The following is a 15,280-nucleotide window of genomic DNA, read 5'->3' as shown; positions in this document are numbered from 1 at the left end:
ATGCCGCCGGGCCGGATAGCCCCGCGGCTGAGACAGAGCGTAACGCGCTGCGCTGCGCGTCGGTTCAGCGCCGCACCGTTTGCGCGCCATCCGCAGGTCATGGCGCGTGGCCCATGGTGTTGACTGGCGCGGTGCGGATGAGTGTGACGCGACACAGCCGGCGACGGCTGCTCGGCGCCGCGGCCGGCCTCGCCACCGCCGGTCTGAGCGGCTGCGGACTCCTCGACGACGACCCCGCGCCGCCCGAGGCGCCCGACCCGCTGCAACCCCTGCTCGACGAGGCGCTGGCGCTCGCCGCGTCCTACGATCGGGCGATCCTGAGCCAGCCCGGTCTGGCCTCTCGGCTCACTCCCCTGGCCGACGACCACCGGGCCCACGCGGCCGAGCTGGCCCGCCTGATCGGCCGGACGCTGCCCTCGAGCGGGACGAGCGCGGTCGCGAGCGGGCCGGCCGGCGCCGCTGCCGCCACGATCGCCTCGCTGCGCGCGGCCGAGCAGGCGGGACAGAAGTCCGCGACGGCCGCGTGCAAGGCTGCCCCACCCGAACGGGCCGCGCTCGTCGGGTCGATCGCCGCGTGCCGGGCCACCCACGCCGAGGCGCTGCGGTGAACCCGCAGCTGGGGGCCGCGCTCGCCGCCGAAGAGGCCGCGATCTACGCGTACGGAGTGATCGGCGTCCGCCTGAACAGCCGGGGCGACGAGACCGAGGCGCGCGCGGCCGAGCAGGCCCATCGTGGCCGCCGCGACTACCTGGTGGCCCGCCTGTCGCAGCTCAAGGCCAGTTCCGCCCCGTCGCCGGCCGGCTACGAGCTGCCGTTCCCGGTGACCGACCGGGCGAGCGCGCTCAAGCTGGCGATCCAGGTCGAGGACGGCGTGACCCAGTCGTGGCGGCCGGTCCTGGCCGTGACCACCGGCAACGACCGCGGCACGGCCCTGGCGGCGATGACCGAGGCCGCCGTGCGAGCCACCCGCTGGCGACGCCTGGCCGAGGTCGCTCCCGCGACGCTGGCGTTCCCCGGCCGCCCCGAATGACGGCTTTGTTCCTTTCCTAGCTACGCGCCGTGGACCTACCGGATACGCATGGATGCCCGAGAATGACGGGGTGCAGGACGAGATCGACTTCACCTCCCCGAGGGGCCGCCTGGCCACCCGGCTGCGCGACGTGATCGAGCACCGCTGGCGGGCCGAGGTGCAGGCGATCGGTGTGCACGGCTCGCTGGCCCACGGCGACGACCGGGACGGCAGCGACGTCAACCTGACCGTCGTCACCTACCGGGCGGGCGCCGGCCCCCGGTCCGTGCTGCGCAAGGTGGACGGCGTCCTGGTCGATCTGCGCGTGGTGACCGGTGAGGAGGGTCTGCGCCAGGCCCGGCAGCTGACCCCGCGCTGGCCGCTGGAGGCGGAGCGGTTCGTGACCACCCGCGCGCTGCTCGACCCGGACGGCTGGTTCGCCCGCCAGCGCGACGCCCACCTGGGCCGGCTCGCCGAGACCCGTCCGCCCGAGTTCAGCGGCCTGGCCCGGCACGACTGGCAGATCGCCTCAGCCGCGCACAGCCGGGCCGTACGCCTGGCCGAGTGGTACGAGACCGACACCGCGCTCGTGATGATCGCCGAATCCCGGCTGCACGCCGCCCTGGTCGCGGGCCTGCTCACCCGCACGTACTTCCGCAACGCGGCCGACGCGGTCAGGCGCACCGGCCTGGCCGGCGCCGATGTGCAGGAGCTGGGCGGGGTGCTCAAGGAACAGGCCGGCGAGCTGACCGCCCGGGGCAAGCCGGTCGACGGCAACCTGGCCCTGTTGTTCGAATGAACCTGGAAACCTCTCCACCTTGCCCTGTTCGTCGGTAGAACTCAGGAAGCGCCGACGCCGATCAGCACGCCGACCCCGTAGGTAGCCGCGGCAGCCAGCGCGCCCAGGACGAGTTGGCGCAGGCCGCCCAGCCACCAGCCCCGGGCCGTGAAACGCGCGACCAGCGCCCCGGCCACGAAGAGACCGGCGCCGCCGACCGAGAGCGCCAGCACCAGGCTGTCGAACCCGAGCAGGTAGGTGAGCAGCGGGATGAGCGCGCCCACGGCGAAGCACACGAACGACGAGCCGGCCGCCGTCCACGGGCTGGGCAGCTCGTCGGGCACGACGCCCAGTTCCTCCTGCGCGTGCACCCGCAGGGCCTGGTCGGGGTGTTCCTTGAGGATGTCGGCGACCTGGCGGGCGAGCGACTCGGGCAGTCCCCGGGCGACCCACCGGCCGACCTGCTCGTCCGCCTCGCCCTCGGGATTCTGGGTCAGCTCGCGCAGCTCCTTGGCGAGCTCGGCCGCGACCTGCTCGTTCTGGGTGCGCACGCTGGTGTACTCGCCGATGCCCATCGAGATCGCCCCGGCCACCAGGCCGGCCACCCCGGTGAGCACCAGGGTGTGCCGGTCGACGCCCCCGCCGCCGACACCGGCGATCAGCGCGATGTTCGTCACCAGGCCGTCCATCGCGCCGAAGGTCGCCGCGCGCAGCCAGCCGCCGGAGACGTCGGCGTGGTGGTGCTCCCGCACCGGGGTCACGGCAGGGTCAGGATCTCGGCGCCGTCGTCGGTGACCACCAGGGTGTGCTCGAACTGCGCCGTCCACCGGCGGTCCTTGGTGACCACGGTCCAGCCGTCCTTCCAGACGTCGTACTCGTAGGTGCCGAGGGTGATCATCGGCTCGATGGTGAAGGTCATGCCCGGTTCCATCACCGTGTCGAGACGCGGGTTGTCGTAGTGCGGGATGTAGAGCCCGGAGTGGAACGTCTCGCCGATGCCGTGGCCGGTGAAGTCGCGCACCACGCCGTAGCCGAAGCGACGGGCGTACGACTCGATGACCCGGCCGATGACGTTGATCGGGCGGCCCGGCGCGACGGCCTTGATGCCGCGCATCATCGCCTCGTGGGTGCGCTCGACCAGCAGCCGGGCCTCCTCACCGGGCTCGCCGACCAGGAAGGTGGCGTCGGTGTCGCCGTGCACCCCGTCGAGGTAGGCCGTGACGTCGACGTTGATGATGTCGCCGTCCTCGAGCACGGTCGAGTCGGGGATGCCGTGGCAGATGACCTCGTTGAGCGAGGTGCAGCACGACTTGGGGAAGCCCTTGTAGCCCAGGGTGGACGGATAGGCCCCGTGGTCGCACAGGAACTCGTGCACCACGGCGTCGATCTCGTCGGTCGTGACACCGGGCTTGCAGTGCTCACCGGCGAGCTGGGTGGCCTGCGCCGCCAGCCGCCCCGCGACCCGCATCTTCTCGATGGTCTCGGGGGTCTGCACGTGCGATCCGCGCCACTCTTTAGGGCGCTTCTTGCCGACGTACTCGGGGCGGACGATCTGCGCCGGGACCGCCCGCCAGGGCGACTGCTGTCCCGGCGCCAGTGGGGCGCGAACGGTCATACCCTCAGCCTATAGCGGGCGCCACGGCCGGCCCGCCGACGCCGGTTGTGGCGACCGCCGCACCATAACGGCTCTGTTGAGGCCGATCGACCGGTTCTTGCCGCTCCCCGGCCCCTGTGTAATCGTGTCAGCGTGGATCAAGAACGGGCGGACCAGAACTTCACGGCCACGTCGGCAGTGGAGGCCGACCGGGTCGTCGTGACGGTCACCGGCGAGGTGGACATGTCCACGGCCGACGCCATGTTCGAGACCGGCACGCGGGACGGCCGGCCCGCGGCGACGATCGACCTGCGGGCGGTCAGCTTCTTCGACTCGGCCGCGATCCAAGCGCTGCTCCGGCTGGCCGAGCACTACGGCGACCGGCTGACCGTGCTCCCGTCGCCGCAGGTGCACCGGGTACTCGAGATCTCCGGACTGTCGACCCAGCCCTGGCTCAGCGACTGAGCCGCCGCCGCAACGTCACCGCGGTGCCGGCTTCCGACCGCACCACCGACAGTTCGGTCAGCGCGCCGATCAGCGCCAGTCCCCGGCCGCGGAAGCCGCCCGATGTGCTGGGCCGCCAGCGGCCCGTGTCCCGCACGGTGACGACCACCGAGTCGTCGGTCACCGCGGCCTCGACCGTGATGCTCGCCTCGGCCGGGTCGACCGGGTGCTCGATCGCGTTGGCCGCTGCCTCCGACACCGCCACGGTGAGGTCGAAGACATCCGCCTCGGGCACGTCGTTGCCGAGCAGGAAGTCGTCGAGGCGGCGGCGCAGGACGCTGAGCCGGGTCGGCTCGGCCGGAAGCCGCAGCACGAACTCGCGAGGCTCGGTCGCCTCGAGCGCGAGCAGCGCGATGTCGTCCCGCCGGGGTCGCCGGGCCGCCTTGGCCAGCAGCGCGTCCAGCAGGTCCTCGACGTGTTCGGCGGGCTTGGCGGCGTCGCTGATCAGTTCGGCCAGCCCGGCGTCGATGCCGGTCTGCCTGTCCTCGACCAGGCCGTCGGTGTAGAGCAGCAGCCGGGAGTTGCCGGGCACGTCGGCCATGAGCGTCGGATACTCCACGTCGGTGAGCGCCCCGATCGGCGGCCCGAGGGCCGAGGTGTAGAGGAACGAGCCGGCCTCGCCCGGCGGCACCAGCACCGGCGGCGGGTGGCCGGCCGACGAGTAGTGCAGCCGGCGCTGCCGCGGGTCGAAGCGCACGCAGACCACGGTCGCGAACTGCCGCCGGCCCAGGTTGTCGACCAGCCGGTTGAGCCTGGTCAGGGCCTCGCCGCAGTCGAAGCCCTCGAGGATGTAGGCCCGGAGCGCGTTGCGCAGCTGGCCCATGCCGGCCGCCGCCTGCACGCCCTTGCCGACCACGTCCCCGATGATCAGGAACACCTGCTCGCCGGGGGCGGCGATCACGTCGTACCAGTCGCCGCCGACCTCGGCCTCGGAGCTGCCCGGCAGGTAGCGGCTGGCCACGACGGCGCCCGGCACCCGGGGCAGGGTCTGCGGCAACAGGCTGTGCTGCAGGGTGCTGGCGATCCGGTGCTCGGCCTCGTACAGCCGGGCGTTCTCGAGCCGCAGTCCGATGATGCGGGCCAGCTGGGTGAGCACCGCCGGCTCCGGGGTGCCCTGCGGAGAGGCCCACACCCGCAGCTCGCCGACGGTCGCGCCGGACGTGTCGGGCAGCGGCAGCACGACGTCGGGCCGGGTCGCAGGGTCGGCGCCGGCGTCCACTTCAGCCCGGGCGCCGGGCACGGTGACCACCACGCGGCCGGCCGTGGTCATGTCGCGCACGTGCCGGGCGGCGATGTCGAGCACCTCGGCCGTGGTGCGCACGGTGCTCACCGCGACGGCCGTGTCGACCAGCCCGCGCAGCCGGCTGATGATCTCGCGACGGGCCTGGCCGAGGTCGAGGTTGGCCCGCACCCGGGCGGTCAGGTCGCGTGCCGAGAACGGCTTGACCAGGTAGTCGTCGGCGCCGGCGGCGAGCCCCTCGCTGGACGCCTCCTCGCCCGCCCGCGCCGAGAGCACCACGATGGGCATCTGCCGGGTGCGTTCATCGGCGCGCAGGGCGGCGATCAGGCCGAAGCCGTCCAGGCGGGGCATCATGACGTCGGTCAGCACCAGGTCGTACTCGTTGCGCTCGGCCAGTTCGAGGGCGGCCCGGCCGTCCACCGCGGTGGTGACGTCCCACAACGGGCACAGCAGCCGGGCGAGGTGGTCGCGCAGGTCGGCGTTGTCGTCGACCAGCAGGATGCGGCCGCGGCGGCGACCGGTCACATCGGACGGCGGGCCGGGCAACGGCGCCGGCTCGTCGCCGGTCCACCAGTGCTCGGCCTCCTCGACGTACGGGCGGCCGTCGAACTCGGCCACCACGCGCTCGCCGCCGCCGGAAAGGCGGTCGGCCGGCAGATGGGCCGTGCCGAACGGGACAGTGACCGTGAAGACGCTGCCCTCGCCGGGCTCGCTCTCGGCCCCGGCCGAGCCGCCGTGCAGCTCGGCCAGCTCGCGCACCAGGGCGAGGCCGATGCCGGTGCCCTCGTGGCTGCGCGACCAGGCCCCGGTGACCCGGTGGAAACGGTCGAAGAGCAGCGGCAGCTGGTCAGCCGGGATGCCCACGCCGGTGTCGTGCACGCTGAGCTCGGCCCCGCGGTCGGTGGCCCGGACGCGGACCTCGATGCGACCCTGGCGGGTGAACTTCACCGCGTTGGAGAGCAGGTTGAGGACGATCTTCTCCCACATCTCCCGGTCGACGTGGACCGGCGCCGGCAGCGGCGGCGCGTCGACCGTGAGCACCAGGCCGGCCCGTTCCGCGGCCGAACGGAAGGCGCTGGCCAGCCGGGCTGTGTAGTCGGCGAGGTCGGTCGGCTGGTAGGCGGCGCGCAGCCGGCCCGATTCGAGCCGGGAGAAGTCGAGCACGGTGTTGACCAGCTTGAGCAGCCGCAATCCGTTGCGCTGCATGGGCAGCAGCCGTTCGCGCTGCTCGGCGGGCAGCTCGGGGTCGTCGAGCAGGTCCTCCAGCGGGCCCAAAATCAGGGTCAGCGGCGTACGGAACTCGTGGCTCACGTTCGAGAAGAAGTTGGTCTTCGCCCGGTCCAGGGCGGCCAGCTCGACGGCGCGGGCCCTTTCCTGCTCGTACGCCCGCAGGTTGCCCACGGCCCGCGAGATCTGCGCCGCCGCCAGCTCCAGGAAGTCGCGGTAGCCGCCGCTGAGCGCCAGATAGCGGCTGACCCCGACGACCAGCGCGCCGGCCCGCTGCGTGCCCACGCTGACCGGCAGCACGAGCGCCCGGTCAGCGGCCGAGGGCGGCGCGTCGGCGATCTCGCGCAGGGTCGCCGTCGCCTGCTCTCCCGTCTCGACCACCCGGCGCACGATCGGATGCAGCGGCCCGGGCTCGTTCCCGTCGTCGGAGAGGATGAGCTCGGCGTACGGGACGTCGGCCGCGTTCTCGGCGAACACCGCTGACACCTCGGCCGCCAGGGCCGCCTGGTCGGGCGAGTCGGCCAGGCGCGAGCCGAGCGCGCTCAGCGTGCGCACCCGGCGCTCGCCGAGCACCCGCCCGGTGGTGTCGGAGACGATGCAGAAGATGCCGTCGACCTGGTCGTCCCCGGTGCGGATGGGATCGTACGAGATGTCGAAGTACGTCTCTTCGAGGAAGCCGTGCCGATCGAGCATGAACGGATAGTCGGCCGCCCAGAACGCCTCACCGTCGGCCCGGACCCCGTCGAACAGGAGCTTGAGCACCGACCACGCCTCGGCCCACATCTCGCTGCCGGGGCGCCCCAGGAAAGTGGGGTGCTTGTCGCCCACCGCCGGGATGTAGGCGTCGTTGTAGAGGGCGCAGTACTCCGGGCCCCAGAAGATGACGATCTGAGCCCGCGAGGCGAGCATCGTGGCCACCGCGCTCTGCAACTCCGAAGGCCAGCCGGCGGGGTGCCCGATCGGGCTGGCCGACCAGTCGAGCTCGAGCATGCGGCGGCCCATCTCGCCGCCCCGCTCGAAGGCCGCGCGGAGCCGGCCCGGAAGGACGTCGTCCGAGCTCACGCCCCTGACCCTCCCGCTCGTTGGACCAATCGGTTCGGTTCAGCACCGTAACATCGCGGCGCGACCCGGCACGCCGGCGGTCAGGCGGCGAAGGCTTCGGGCTTCAGTCCGGAACGCCGGGCCGCCGCTTCCACGAGACCGGCGAAGACCCGCAGGTCGCTCGTGCGCTCGGGGTGCCACTGCACGCCCACCGCGTACGCGTAGTTCGGATCTTCCAGGGCCTCGATGACCCGGTCGTCGGGGCACCAGCCCGTCGGCGTGAACGAGCCCGGGTCGTCGACAGCCTGGTGGTGGAACGAGTTGACGATCGTGTGCCCGCCCAGCAGCCCGCGCACGACGGAGCCGGGCTCGGTGATCAGATCGTGCCGCCCGTAGGCGGAGGCGTCCGCGGCCAACGGGTCGGTGCCCGACGCGGCGCGGTGCCGGTCGTGGCCGATCACGTCGGGCAGGTGCTGGTGCAGCGAGCCGCCGCCGACCACCGCCATCACCTGCATGCCCCGGCAGACGCCGAGCAGCGGCAGGTCGGCCTCGAGCGCGGCCCGCATGAGCAGGATCTCGGCGTCGTCCCGCTCCTTGTCGATCTCGGTCGCCGGATGCCGTTCGGCTCCCCAGTAGGCCGGGTCGATGTCGCCGCCACCGCTGAAGACGATGCCGTCGAGCGAGTCGAGGACGTCCGCGCCGGGATCGTCCGGGGTGATCAGCACCGCACGGCCACCTACGGCGTGCACGGCTCGCACATATGTCATGGGCAGCATGCCTGCCATGACTTCGTTACCGCCGTACTGGACCTGCTGGGCGTACGCGGTCATGCCGATGAGGGGCCTGCGCATGTGGTGCTTTCCTCCTTAGCTGCGGTGCCGGCGTGCCGCGGCGACGAGCGCGCCGAAGAGCCGTTCGTCGCGAACGACCTCGGGGTGCCACTGCACCCCCAGAACAAACCGTCGGTCCGGATCCTCGACTGCTTCGGCGAGGCCGTCCTCGGCGCGCCCGGTGACTGTGAGCTTTCCGGCATCGGCCACACCCTGGTGATGGAAGCAGCGAATGGCGAGGTCGTCACCCATCAGGCCGGCGATGCGGCTGCCGGGCTCGAACGACGCGTCGTGCTCGCCGTAGACGCCGGGCGCCGGGCGGTGCTTCTCATGACCGAGGACGTCGGGCAGATGCTGGTGCAGGGTGCCACCGGCGGCCACCGTGAGCAGTTGCATGCCACGGCAGATGCCGAGAACGGGTACCTCCGTGTCCAACGCCCGGCGGACGAGGAGCATTTCCGCCCGGTCCCGATCGGGTGACGTGACCGTCCGCGGCCCGGGCTCGGCGCCGTAGAACTCGGGGCTCAGATCGGGGCCGCCGGCCAGCACCAGACCGTCGAGCATCTCCAGCACATCGGTGTCCTCGTGCTCCGGCAGAAGCACGGGACGGCCGCCGGCCTGGCTGACCGCGGCCACATAGTCGTGCGGGATCAGCGTGGTGGGCAGATCACGCCAAATGCCCCAGGTGGCCGTTTCCACATAGGTCGTGATGCCGATGATCGGACGCATCTCGTCACCGTAACCAGATCAAGTTTCGGATCAACCGCGGAACGGCTGAGAAAAGGGGGCGCGCGGCGTCGCCCTCTCGCGAGAGCGGCGCCGCGCCCGGGTCCCTCTGTCCCACCCGCACCGGGATCGACCAGCGCGGGCAGGGATTCGACCCCTGCACCCGACGATTCGGGTGTAAGGGACCGGTTCCCGTGTAAACGGAGTCTTAAACAGTCACAGCGGGGTTACATAGGCGCCGGTGATTCCGCCGTCGACCACGAACTGCGACGCGGTCATGAAGGAGGCGTCGTCGCTGGCCAGGAACGCAACCGCCGCGGCGATCTCGTCGGGCTCGGCGAACCGGCCCATCGGCACGTGGACCAGGCGGCGGGCAGCCCGCTCGGGATCCTTGGCGAACAGGTCCATCAGCAGCGGGGTGGCGACCGGGCCCGGGCACAACGCGTTGATGCGGATCCCCTCCCGGGCGAACTGCACGCCCAGTTCCCGGGTCATCGCCAGTACCCCGCCCTTGCTCGCGGTGTAGGCGATCTGCGAGGTCGCGGCGCCGAGCAGGGCCACGAACGACGCCGTGTTGATGATCGAGCCCTTGCCCTGCCGCTGCATGTGCGGGATCGCGTACTTGCAGCAGAAGAAGACCGACGTCGTGTTGACCTTCAGCACCCGCTCCCAGGCGTCGAGGCCGGTGACCAGAATGGAGTCGTCGTCGGGGGGCGAGATGCCGGCGTTGTTGAACGCGATGTCGACCCGGCCGTGGCGCTCGGCGACGCCGTCGAAGAGCGCCTTGACCTGCTCCTCGTCGGACACGTCGCAGGCGACGAACTCGCCCTTGGTCTCGGCGGCGATCGCCTGGCCGGCCTCCTCCGAGATGTCGACGGCGACGACCTTGGCCCCCTCGGCCGCGAACCGCCGGGCGGTGGCGAGACCGATTCCGCTGCCGGCGCCGGTGATGACGGCGACGCGATCCTGCAAACGCTCCACTTAATCTCCCATGGCCAGGAATACGTTCTTGACGTCGGTGAAGGACAAGAGGGCATCGGGGCCCAGTTCACGACCCAGTCCGGACTGCTTCATGCCGCCGAACGGGGTCCAGTAGCGCACCGAGGAATGACTGTTGACGCTGAGCGCTCCGGTTTCGACGGACCGCGAGACGCGGAGCGCCCGGCCGAGGTCCCGGGTCCAGAGCGAGCCCGAGAGCCCGTACTCGGTGTCGTTGGCCAACCGGACGGCGTCGTCCTCGTCCTTGAACGGCAGCACCGAGAGCACCGGACCGAAGACCTCCTCGCGCCAGTGCCGGTCGGCGGTGGAGTGGGCGAGCAGCACGGTCGGCGGGAACCACCAGCCGTCGCCCTGGGGCGCCGCACCGGCAAAGGCAAGATCAGACCCTTCGACGTACGACGCCACGGTCTCCCGGTGACCGGCCGAGATCAGCGGGCCCATCTCGGCGGTGGCGTTCGACGGTTCCTCGACCCGGAACGACTTGACCGCCGGTTCGAGCAGCGACAGGAACTTGTCGTACACCGACTCCTGCACGAGCAGGCGCGAGCGGGCGCAGCAGTCCTGCCCGGCGTTGTCGAAGACGGACGACGGCGCGCTCGCGGCCGCCTTCTCGAGGTCGGCGTCGGCGAAGACGATGTTGGCGCTCTTGCCGCCCAGCTCCAGGGTCACCCGCTTCACCTGGTCGGCCGCGCCTGCCATGATGCCCTTGCCGACCTCGGTCGAGCCGGTGAAACAGATCTTGCGTACGGCCGGATGGGTCACGAACCGCCGTCCGACGACCGAGCCCTTTCCGGGGACGATCTGGAACACGTCCTCGGGCAGGCCGGCTTCGAGCGCCAGCTCGCCGAGCCGGATCGCCGTCAGCGGGGTGAGCTCGGCCGGCTTGAGCACGACCGTGTTGCCGGCCGCCAGCGCCGGGGCGAACCCCCAGCCGGCGATCGGCATCGGGAAGTTCCAGGGCACGATGATGCCGACCACGCCGAGCGGCTCGTGGAACGTCACGTCCAGACCGCCGGCGACCGGGATCTGGCGGCCGCTGAGCCGCTCGGGCGCTCCGGCGTAGTAGTCGAGGACGTCGCGCACGTTGCCCGCCTCCCAGCGGGCGTTGCCGATGGTGTGGCCGGCGTTGCGCACCTCGAGCTCGGCGAGCTCCTCGAGGTGCTGGTCGACCACGGCCGCGAACCGGCGCAGCAGCCGGGCCCGGTCGCCGGGCGCCACGGCCCGCCAGGCCGGGAACGCCCGCTGGGCCCGCTCGATCGCGGCGTCGGTCGCGGCCGGATCCAGCGACGGAACGGTGGTGAACACCGCACCCGTCGCCGGGTTGATCACGTCAGTAGTCGTCACAGATCCCATGGTCACATGCGTTCGAAGCCGCGGCGCAGCTCCCAGTCGGTGACGGCGCGGTCGAAGTCGGCCAGCTCCACCTGGGCCATGTTCGCGTAGTGGCCGACCACGTCGGGGCCGAACGCCGATTGCGCCACCTCGCTGCCCAGCCACAACTGCTGGGCCTCGCGCAGGGTGGTCGGCACGCGGTCGGCCGTCGCGTCCTCGTACGCGTTGCCCGGCGTCTCCGGCTCCAGCTCGAGCTCGTTCTCCAGCCCGTGCAGCGCCCCCGCGACCAGCGCCGCGATGGCCAGGTAGGGGTTGACGTCCCCGCCCGGCACCCGGTTCTCGACGCGCATGCCCTGCCCGTGGCCGGCGATCCGGAGCGCGCAGGTGCGGTTGTCGACGCCCCAGCGCAGCGCGGTCGGGGCGAACGACCCCGGCTGGTACCGCTTGTACGAGTTGATGTTGGGCGCGAAGAGCAGGCTGAACTCGCGCATGGTGGCCAGCAGCCCGGCCAGCACCCGCTGCCCGGTCACGCTGAGGTGCGCCGGCCCGTCGCCGAGCATGGCCGACTTGCCGTCGGCGCCACGCAGCGAGAAGTGGATGTGGCACGAGTTGCCCTCGCGCGCGTTGGGCTTGGCCATGAAGGTCAGCGCCATGCCCTCCTGGGCGGCTATCTCCTTGGCCCCGTTCTTGTAGATCACGTGGTTGTCGGCACAGGTCAGCGCGTCCGCGTAGCGGAAGGCGATCTCGTGCTGGCCCAGGTTGCACTCGCCCTTGGCGCTCTCGGGCAGCAGTCCGGCGCCGTACATGTCGTTGCGGATGCGGCGCAGCAACGGCTCGACCCGGGCCGTCCCGAGCATCGAGTAGTCCACGTTGTACTGGTTGGCGGGGGTCAGATCGCGGTAGCCCTTGTCGAACGCCTGCTCGTACGTGTCCTTGTAAAGAACGAATTCAAGTTCGGTTCCCGCGTACGCGGTGAGGCCGTGCCCGGCGAGCCGGTCGAGCTGTCGCTGGAGGATCTGGCGGGGCGAGGCGTAGACGGGCTCGCCGCCGGTCGTCTCGAGGTCGGCCAGCACCAGCGCCGTCCCCTCCTGCCAGGGCACCCGGCGCAGGGTCGTGAAGTCGGGCTTCATCACGAAGTCGCCGTAGCCGCTGGCCCACGAGGACATCTCGTACCCGTCCACCGTGTTCATGTCGACGTCCACCGCGAGCAGGTAGTTGCACCCCTCGCTACCTCCGCTGACCACCTCGTCCATGAAGTAGCGGCCGTGCAGCCGCTTGCCCTGCAGCCGTCCCTGCATGTCGGTCAGCGCCAGCAGCACCGTGTCGATGCTCCCGTTCTCGACGGAGACGTCCAGTTCCTCGAGGTTCATCAGGTTGTCCCCTTGTGAGAGGAGGCCGGGCGGGGTGATCCCGCCCGGCCCCGGGCGATCATTCGGTCGGCATCGTCGTTTCGCCGTGCGCGGCCTTCTCGATCAGATTCTGCTTCGGCCCGGTGAACCACTTACGGGCGCTCACGAACCACCAGATCGTGGCGAAGGCGATCACGATCAGCACCGCGAAGATCGTGTAGTTGAAGTTGCTCGCGGTGATCGGGCCGGCCGTCGGCAGCACGAACAGGACACAGATGACGACCACCCAGACGATCGCGATCCACCCGATCGGCGCGCTCCACCTGCCGAGGCTCCACGGCCCGGGCTGGAAGTCGGGGCTCATCCGGCGCAGGAACACCGGTCCGACGTACGCGATGTAGAGCCCGATGACGGCGATCGACGTCGCCGCCAGGTAGGCCGTCGTGTTCCACAGCGACGGCAGCACCAGCAGGGTCGACAGCGTGACGCACAGCCAGATGGAGTTGGTCGGCGTTCCCGTACGCGGGTTGACCTTCTTCCACAGCCGCGAGCCGGGCAGAGCGCCGTCCCGGGCGAAGGCGTACGACATCCGCGAGTTCGCGGTGACCGAGGCCATGCCGCAGAACCACTGCGCGACCATGCAGATGAAGAGCAGGAAGGTGCCCGTGTTCTGCCCGGCGGCGTCGATGAAGATCTGCGCCGGCGGAAGTCCGAGCTCGGTGGTGCGCTCGGCCTCGTAGTCCTGGATCGACCAGGTGATCGCGGTGAGCAGCACGAAGCCGGCGATCACCGAGACCACCACGGACAGCACGATGCCGCGCGGTGCGGCCCGGGCGGCGTCGTGGGTCTCCTCGGCCACGTGCGCCGACGCGTCGTACCCGGTGTAGGTGTACTGCGCCATCAGCAGACCGATGAGCACCGCGTAGACCCCGGCGCCGGCGAAGGTGAAGCCGGTGGCGTTGTGCACCTCGGTGAAGACCTCGGACAGCGGCTTGTGGTTGTCCGGCACGATCGCGAGGACGCCCACGATCACCGCGACGCCGACCAGGTGCCACCAGGCGCTGACGTCCGAGAGGACCCGCACGAGGTTGACGCCGAACGTGTTGAGCAGACCGTGCGCGATGATGATGACCAGGAAGATCAGGAACGTGCGGCCGGTGGTGACCTCCATGTCGAAGGTCAGGCTCAGGAAGGCCGACGTGGTGATCGCCGCGCCGAAGTCGATGGCGGCGGTGACGGCGACCTCGCCGAGGAAGTTGAACCAGCCGATGAACCAGGCCCAGGCGGGCTTGTTGCGTTTGGCCAGTGCCGCCGCCCACCAGTAGAGCGCGCCGGCAGTCGGATAGGCCGAGCAGACCTCGGCCATGGCCAGGGCCACGAAGGTCACCATGACGCCGACGAACAGCCAGCCCAGGGTGATGGCCATCGGGCCGCCCGCGGTCATCGCGATGCCGTAGGAGGTGATGGCGCCGGCCAGAATGGAGATGATCGAGAAGGAGACCGCGAAGTTCGAGAAGCCGGACAGTCGGCGATGCAGTTCCTGCTGATAGCCGAGTTGGGCAAGGCGTTCTTCGTCGGTGGTGGGTGCGGGGTTGACGCTCATGTGCGGCTCCCTTACCGAGGGGTTGCTGTGACCGAGGCCACGGCGTGCCGTGATGATCTCCCCGCTGTGTTACGCACGTCAATGCGGAGCGTTAATTGCGTTGCCCGCGAACGGCCGCCCGCCGCACACTCATAGCCAGACGCGGGCCCTCGGCAGGCTCCGCGAGCTCCCCGGGGCAGCCATCGGCGCCCCGGCCCGCGGCGGCGCGGGGCGCGGTCACCTCTCTCTCACGCGGCATCGCCGCGCCCTGCGCCCGTCCCGCGCCGCCGCGCTCCCATCCCCACCGCCACCTGCGGCAACACGAATAACTTCCGCGATTTGTCCAAAAAATCTACAGCGTCGGCCCTAGAAATCCGGACGTGATCGGCATAGAGTCTGTGTCGTCGGCCACGCACAGCCGACAAGCACATGGCACAGACCCTGAGTTGGTTAAGGAGGACGAGATACCGCAGCAACGCGCAAGCGCAACGTCCCCGACCCGACAAGAGGTGATCGCAGCCGATGCCCTTCACTCAGGTGGTCCGCTAGCGGCACGCAGGCGGACGACCGCATGCGCCGGCGACGGCCGGCACCAGAATTGAAAAGCCAAGGCCCCGGTTACCCGCCGGGGCCTTGGATTGTGCACGCCCTGGTCACCCCCCGGAAGGGCACGATGAGCACGACCTTCGACGACGCCGACTTCCCGGCGTACACGATGGGCCGCGCCGCCGACATGATCGGCGTTACCCCGGCCTTCCTCCGCAGCCTGGGCGCCGCGGGCCTGATCGAGCCCGAGCGCTCCCTCGGCGGCCACCGCCGCTACTCCCGTCACCAGCTCCAGCTCGCCCTGCGCGCCCGCCAACTGCTCGACGAGGGCATCCAGCTCGGCGCCGCCTGCCGCATCGTCACCCTGGAGGACAGGCTGGCCGCCGCCCACCGCCGCATCAGTGAGCTGGGCGGTGTCCTGACGCCCGAGGACGACGCCGACATCCCCACCCAGACCCACCCGGACATCGCGAAGCCCCGCTACTTCCGCGCGACCTGAGCTCGCGCCCGGGGCGTGTGGGAG

14 protein-coding genes are annotated in these 15,280 nt (G+C 71.1%); 5 read left to right on the top strand and 9 right to left on the bottom strand.

The annotated features are described in order from the left end of the window. Positions 1-137 precede the first annotated feature (137 nt). The 3 genes from KXC43_RS25330 to KXC43_RS25320 are packed head-to-tail and all read left to right on the top strand — an operon-like array spanning position 138 to position 1,808. A complete protein-coding gene (locus tag KXC43_RS25330) occupies positions 138-608 on the top strand; it encodes a hypothetical protein (protein WP_255644803.1) in 471 nt (156 codons plus the stop codon). Further along, positions 605-1,030, top strand: coding sequence for a ferritin-like domain-containing protein (locus KXC43_RS25325; protein WP_221378641.1), 426 nt, complete (start codon positions 605-607; stop codon positions 1,028-1,030). Before KXC43_RS25330 ends, KXC43_RS25325 begins: the two co-directional genes overlap by 4 nt. Positions 1,031-1,082: 52 nt before the next feature. Then, positions 1,083-1,808, top strand: a complete 726-nt coding sequence (locus tag KXC43_RS25320) for a nucleotidyltransferase domain-containing protein (RefSeq protein WP_221378640.1) — start codon at positions 1,083-1,085, stop codon at positions 1,806-1,808. A gap of 41 nt (positions 1,809-1,849) precedes the next feature. Here the strand turns inward: KXC43_RS25320 and KXC43_RS25315 are convergent, their stop codons facing one another. After that, on the bottom strand, positions 1,850-2,548 hold the full coding sequence (locus tag KXC43_RS25315) for a VIT1/CCC1 transporter family protein (RefSeq protein WP_221378639.1): 699 nt from the start codon (positions 2,546-2,548) through the stop codon (positions 1,850-1,852). Next, entirely contained in the window at positions 2,545-3,402 is an 858-nt protein-coding gene (gene map, locus KXC43_RS25310; protein ID WP_221378638.1) for a type I methionyl aminopeptidase, read from the bottom strand. Before map ends, KXC43_RS25315 begins: the two co-directional genes overlap by 4 nt. Positions 3,403-3,534: 132 nt before the next feature. Between map and KXC43_RS25305 the strand changes: the two genes are divergently transcribed. Next, positions 3,535-3,846 carry an STAS domain-containing protein gene (locus tag KXC43_RS25305; RefSeq protein ID WP_221378637.1) on the top strand — a complete coding sequence of 104 codons (312 nt, stop codon included), beginning with the start codon at positions 3,535-3,537 and terminating at the stop codon, positions 3,844-3,846. On the opposite strand, the gene KXC43_RS25300 is transcribed toward KXC43_RS25305, so the two are convergent. From KXC43_RS25300 to KXC43_RS25270, 7 genes are all read right to left on the bottom strand, one after another. Next, positions 3,836-7,354 (bottom strand): SpoIIE family protein phosphatase, encoded by a 3,519-nt coding sequence (locus tag KXC43_RS25300; protein ID WP_221378715.1) that lies wholly within the window; start codon positions 7,352-7,354, stop codon positions 3,836-3,838. The genes KXC43_RS25305 and KXC43_RS25300 overlap by 11 nt on opposite strands. Positions 7,355-7,494: 140 nt before the next feature. Continuing rightward, entirely contained in the window at positions 7,495-8,244 is a 750-nt protein-coding gene (locus KXC43_RS25295; protein WP_221378636.1) for a gamma-glutamyl-gamma-aminobutyrate hydrolase family protein, read from the bottom strand. Between the two features lie 15 nt (positions 8,245-8,259). Next, complete coding sequence (locus KXC43_RS25290) at positions 8,260-8,952, bottom strand: gamma-glutamyl-gamma-aminobutyrate hydrolase family protein (protein ID WP_221378635.1); 693 nt, start codon at positions 8,950-8,952, stop codon at positions 8,260-8,262. Positions 8,953-9,165: 213 nt separating this feature from the next. Next, positions 9,166-9,930, bottom strand: a complete 765-nt coding sequence (locus KXC43_RS25285; protein ID WP_221378634.1) for a 3-oxoacyl-ACP reductase — start codon at positions 9,928-9,930, stop codon at positions 9,166-9,168. Then, a complete protein-coding gene (locus KXC43_RS25280) occupies positions 9,931-11,301 on the bottom strand; it encodes an aldehyde dehydrogenase family protein (protein ID WP_221378633.1) in 1,371 nt (456 codons plus the stop codon). Positions 11,302-11,303: 2 nt separating this feature from the next. After that, positions 11,304-12,650, bottom strand: coding sequence for a glutamine synthetase family protein (locus KXC43_RS25275; RefSeq protein ID WP_221378632.1), 1,347 nt, complete (start codon positions 12,648-12,650; stop codon positions 11,304-11,306). A 58-nt stretch (positions 12,651-12,708) separates the two neighbouring features. Then, positions 12,709-14,232: an amino acid permease gene (locus KXC43_RS25270; protein WP_221378631.1), complete on the bottom strand. Its 1,524-nt coding sequence runs from the start codon at positions 14,230-14,232 to the stop codon at positions 12,709-12,711. 652 nt (positions 14,233-14,884) lie between these two features. Here KXC43_RS25270 and KXC43_RS25265 point away from each other — a divergent pair. Then, a complete protein-coding gene (locus KXC43_RS25265; RefSeq protein ID WP_221378630.1) occupies positions 14,885-15,256 on the top strand; it encodes a MerR family transcriptional regulator in 372 nt (123 codons plus the stop codon). Positions 15,257-15,280 lie beyond the last annotated feature (24 nt).

It is taken from the genome of Paractinoplanes polyasparticus, assembly GCF_019710575.1.
Lineage (GTDB): Bacteria > Actinomycetota > Actinomycetes > Mycobacteriales > Micromonosporaceae > Actinoplanes > Actinoplanes polyasparticus.
Note: the sequence above shows the minus strand (reverse complement) of the source record. Positions and strands in the feature narration are given on the sequence as shown.

What these genes read in the sequence shown, in the direction of transcription:
- KXC43_RS25330 (WP_255644803.1), top strand. Translation starts at nt 138, where the DNA reads ATGAGTGTGACGCGACACAGCCGGCGACGGCTGCTCGGCGCCGCGGCC.
- KXC43_RS25320 (WP_221378640.1), top strand. Translation starts at nt 1,083, where the DNA reads ATGCCCGAGAATGACGGGGTGCAGGACGAGATCGACTTCACCTCCCCG.
- map (WP_221378638.1), bottom strand. Translation starts at nt 3,402, where the DNA reads ATGACCGTTCGCGCCCCACTGGCGCCGGGACAGCAGTCGCCCTGGCGG.
- KXC43_RS25300 (WP_221378715.1), bottom strand. Translation starts at nt 7,354, where the DNA reads ATGGGCCGCCGCATGCTCGAGCTCGACTGGTCGGCCAGCCCGATCGGG.
- KXC43_RS25295 (WP_221378636.1), bottom strand. Translation starts at nt 8,244, where the DNA reads ATGCGCAGGCCCCTCATCGGCATGACCGCGTACGCCCAGCAGGTCCAG.
- KXC43_RS25290 (WP_221378635.1), bottom strand. Translation starts at nt 8,952, where the DNA reads ATGCGTCCGATCATCGGCATCACGACCTATGTGGAAACGGCCACCTGG.
- KXC43_RS25280 (WP_221378633.1), bottom strand. Translation starts at nt 11,301, where the DNA reads ATGGGATCTGTGACGACTACTGACGTGATCAACCCGGCGACGGGTGCG.
- KXC43_RS25275 (WP_221378632.1), bottom strand. Translation starts at nt 12,650, where the DNA reads ATGAACCTCGAGGAACTGGACGTCTCCGTCGAGAACGGGAGCATCGAC.
- KXC43_RS25270 (WP_221378631.1), bottom strand. Translation starts at nt 14,232, where the DNA reads ATGAGCGTCAACCCCGCACCCACCACCGACGAAGAACGCCTTGCCCAA.
- KXC43_RS25265 (WP_221378630.1), top strand. Translation starts at nt 14,885, where the DNA reads ATGAGCACGACCTTCGACGACGCCGACTTCCCGGCGTACACGATGGGC.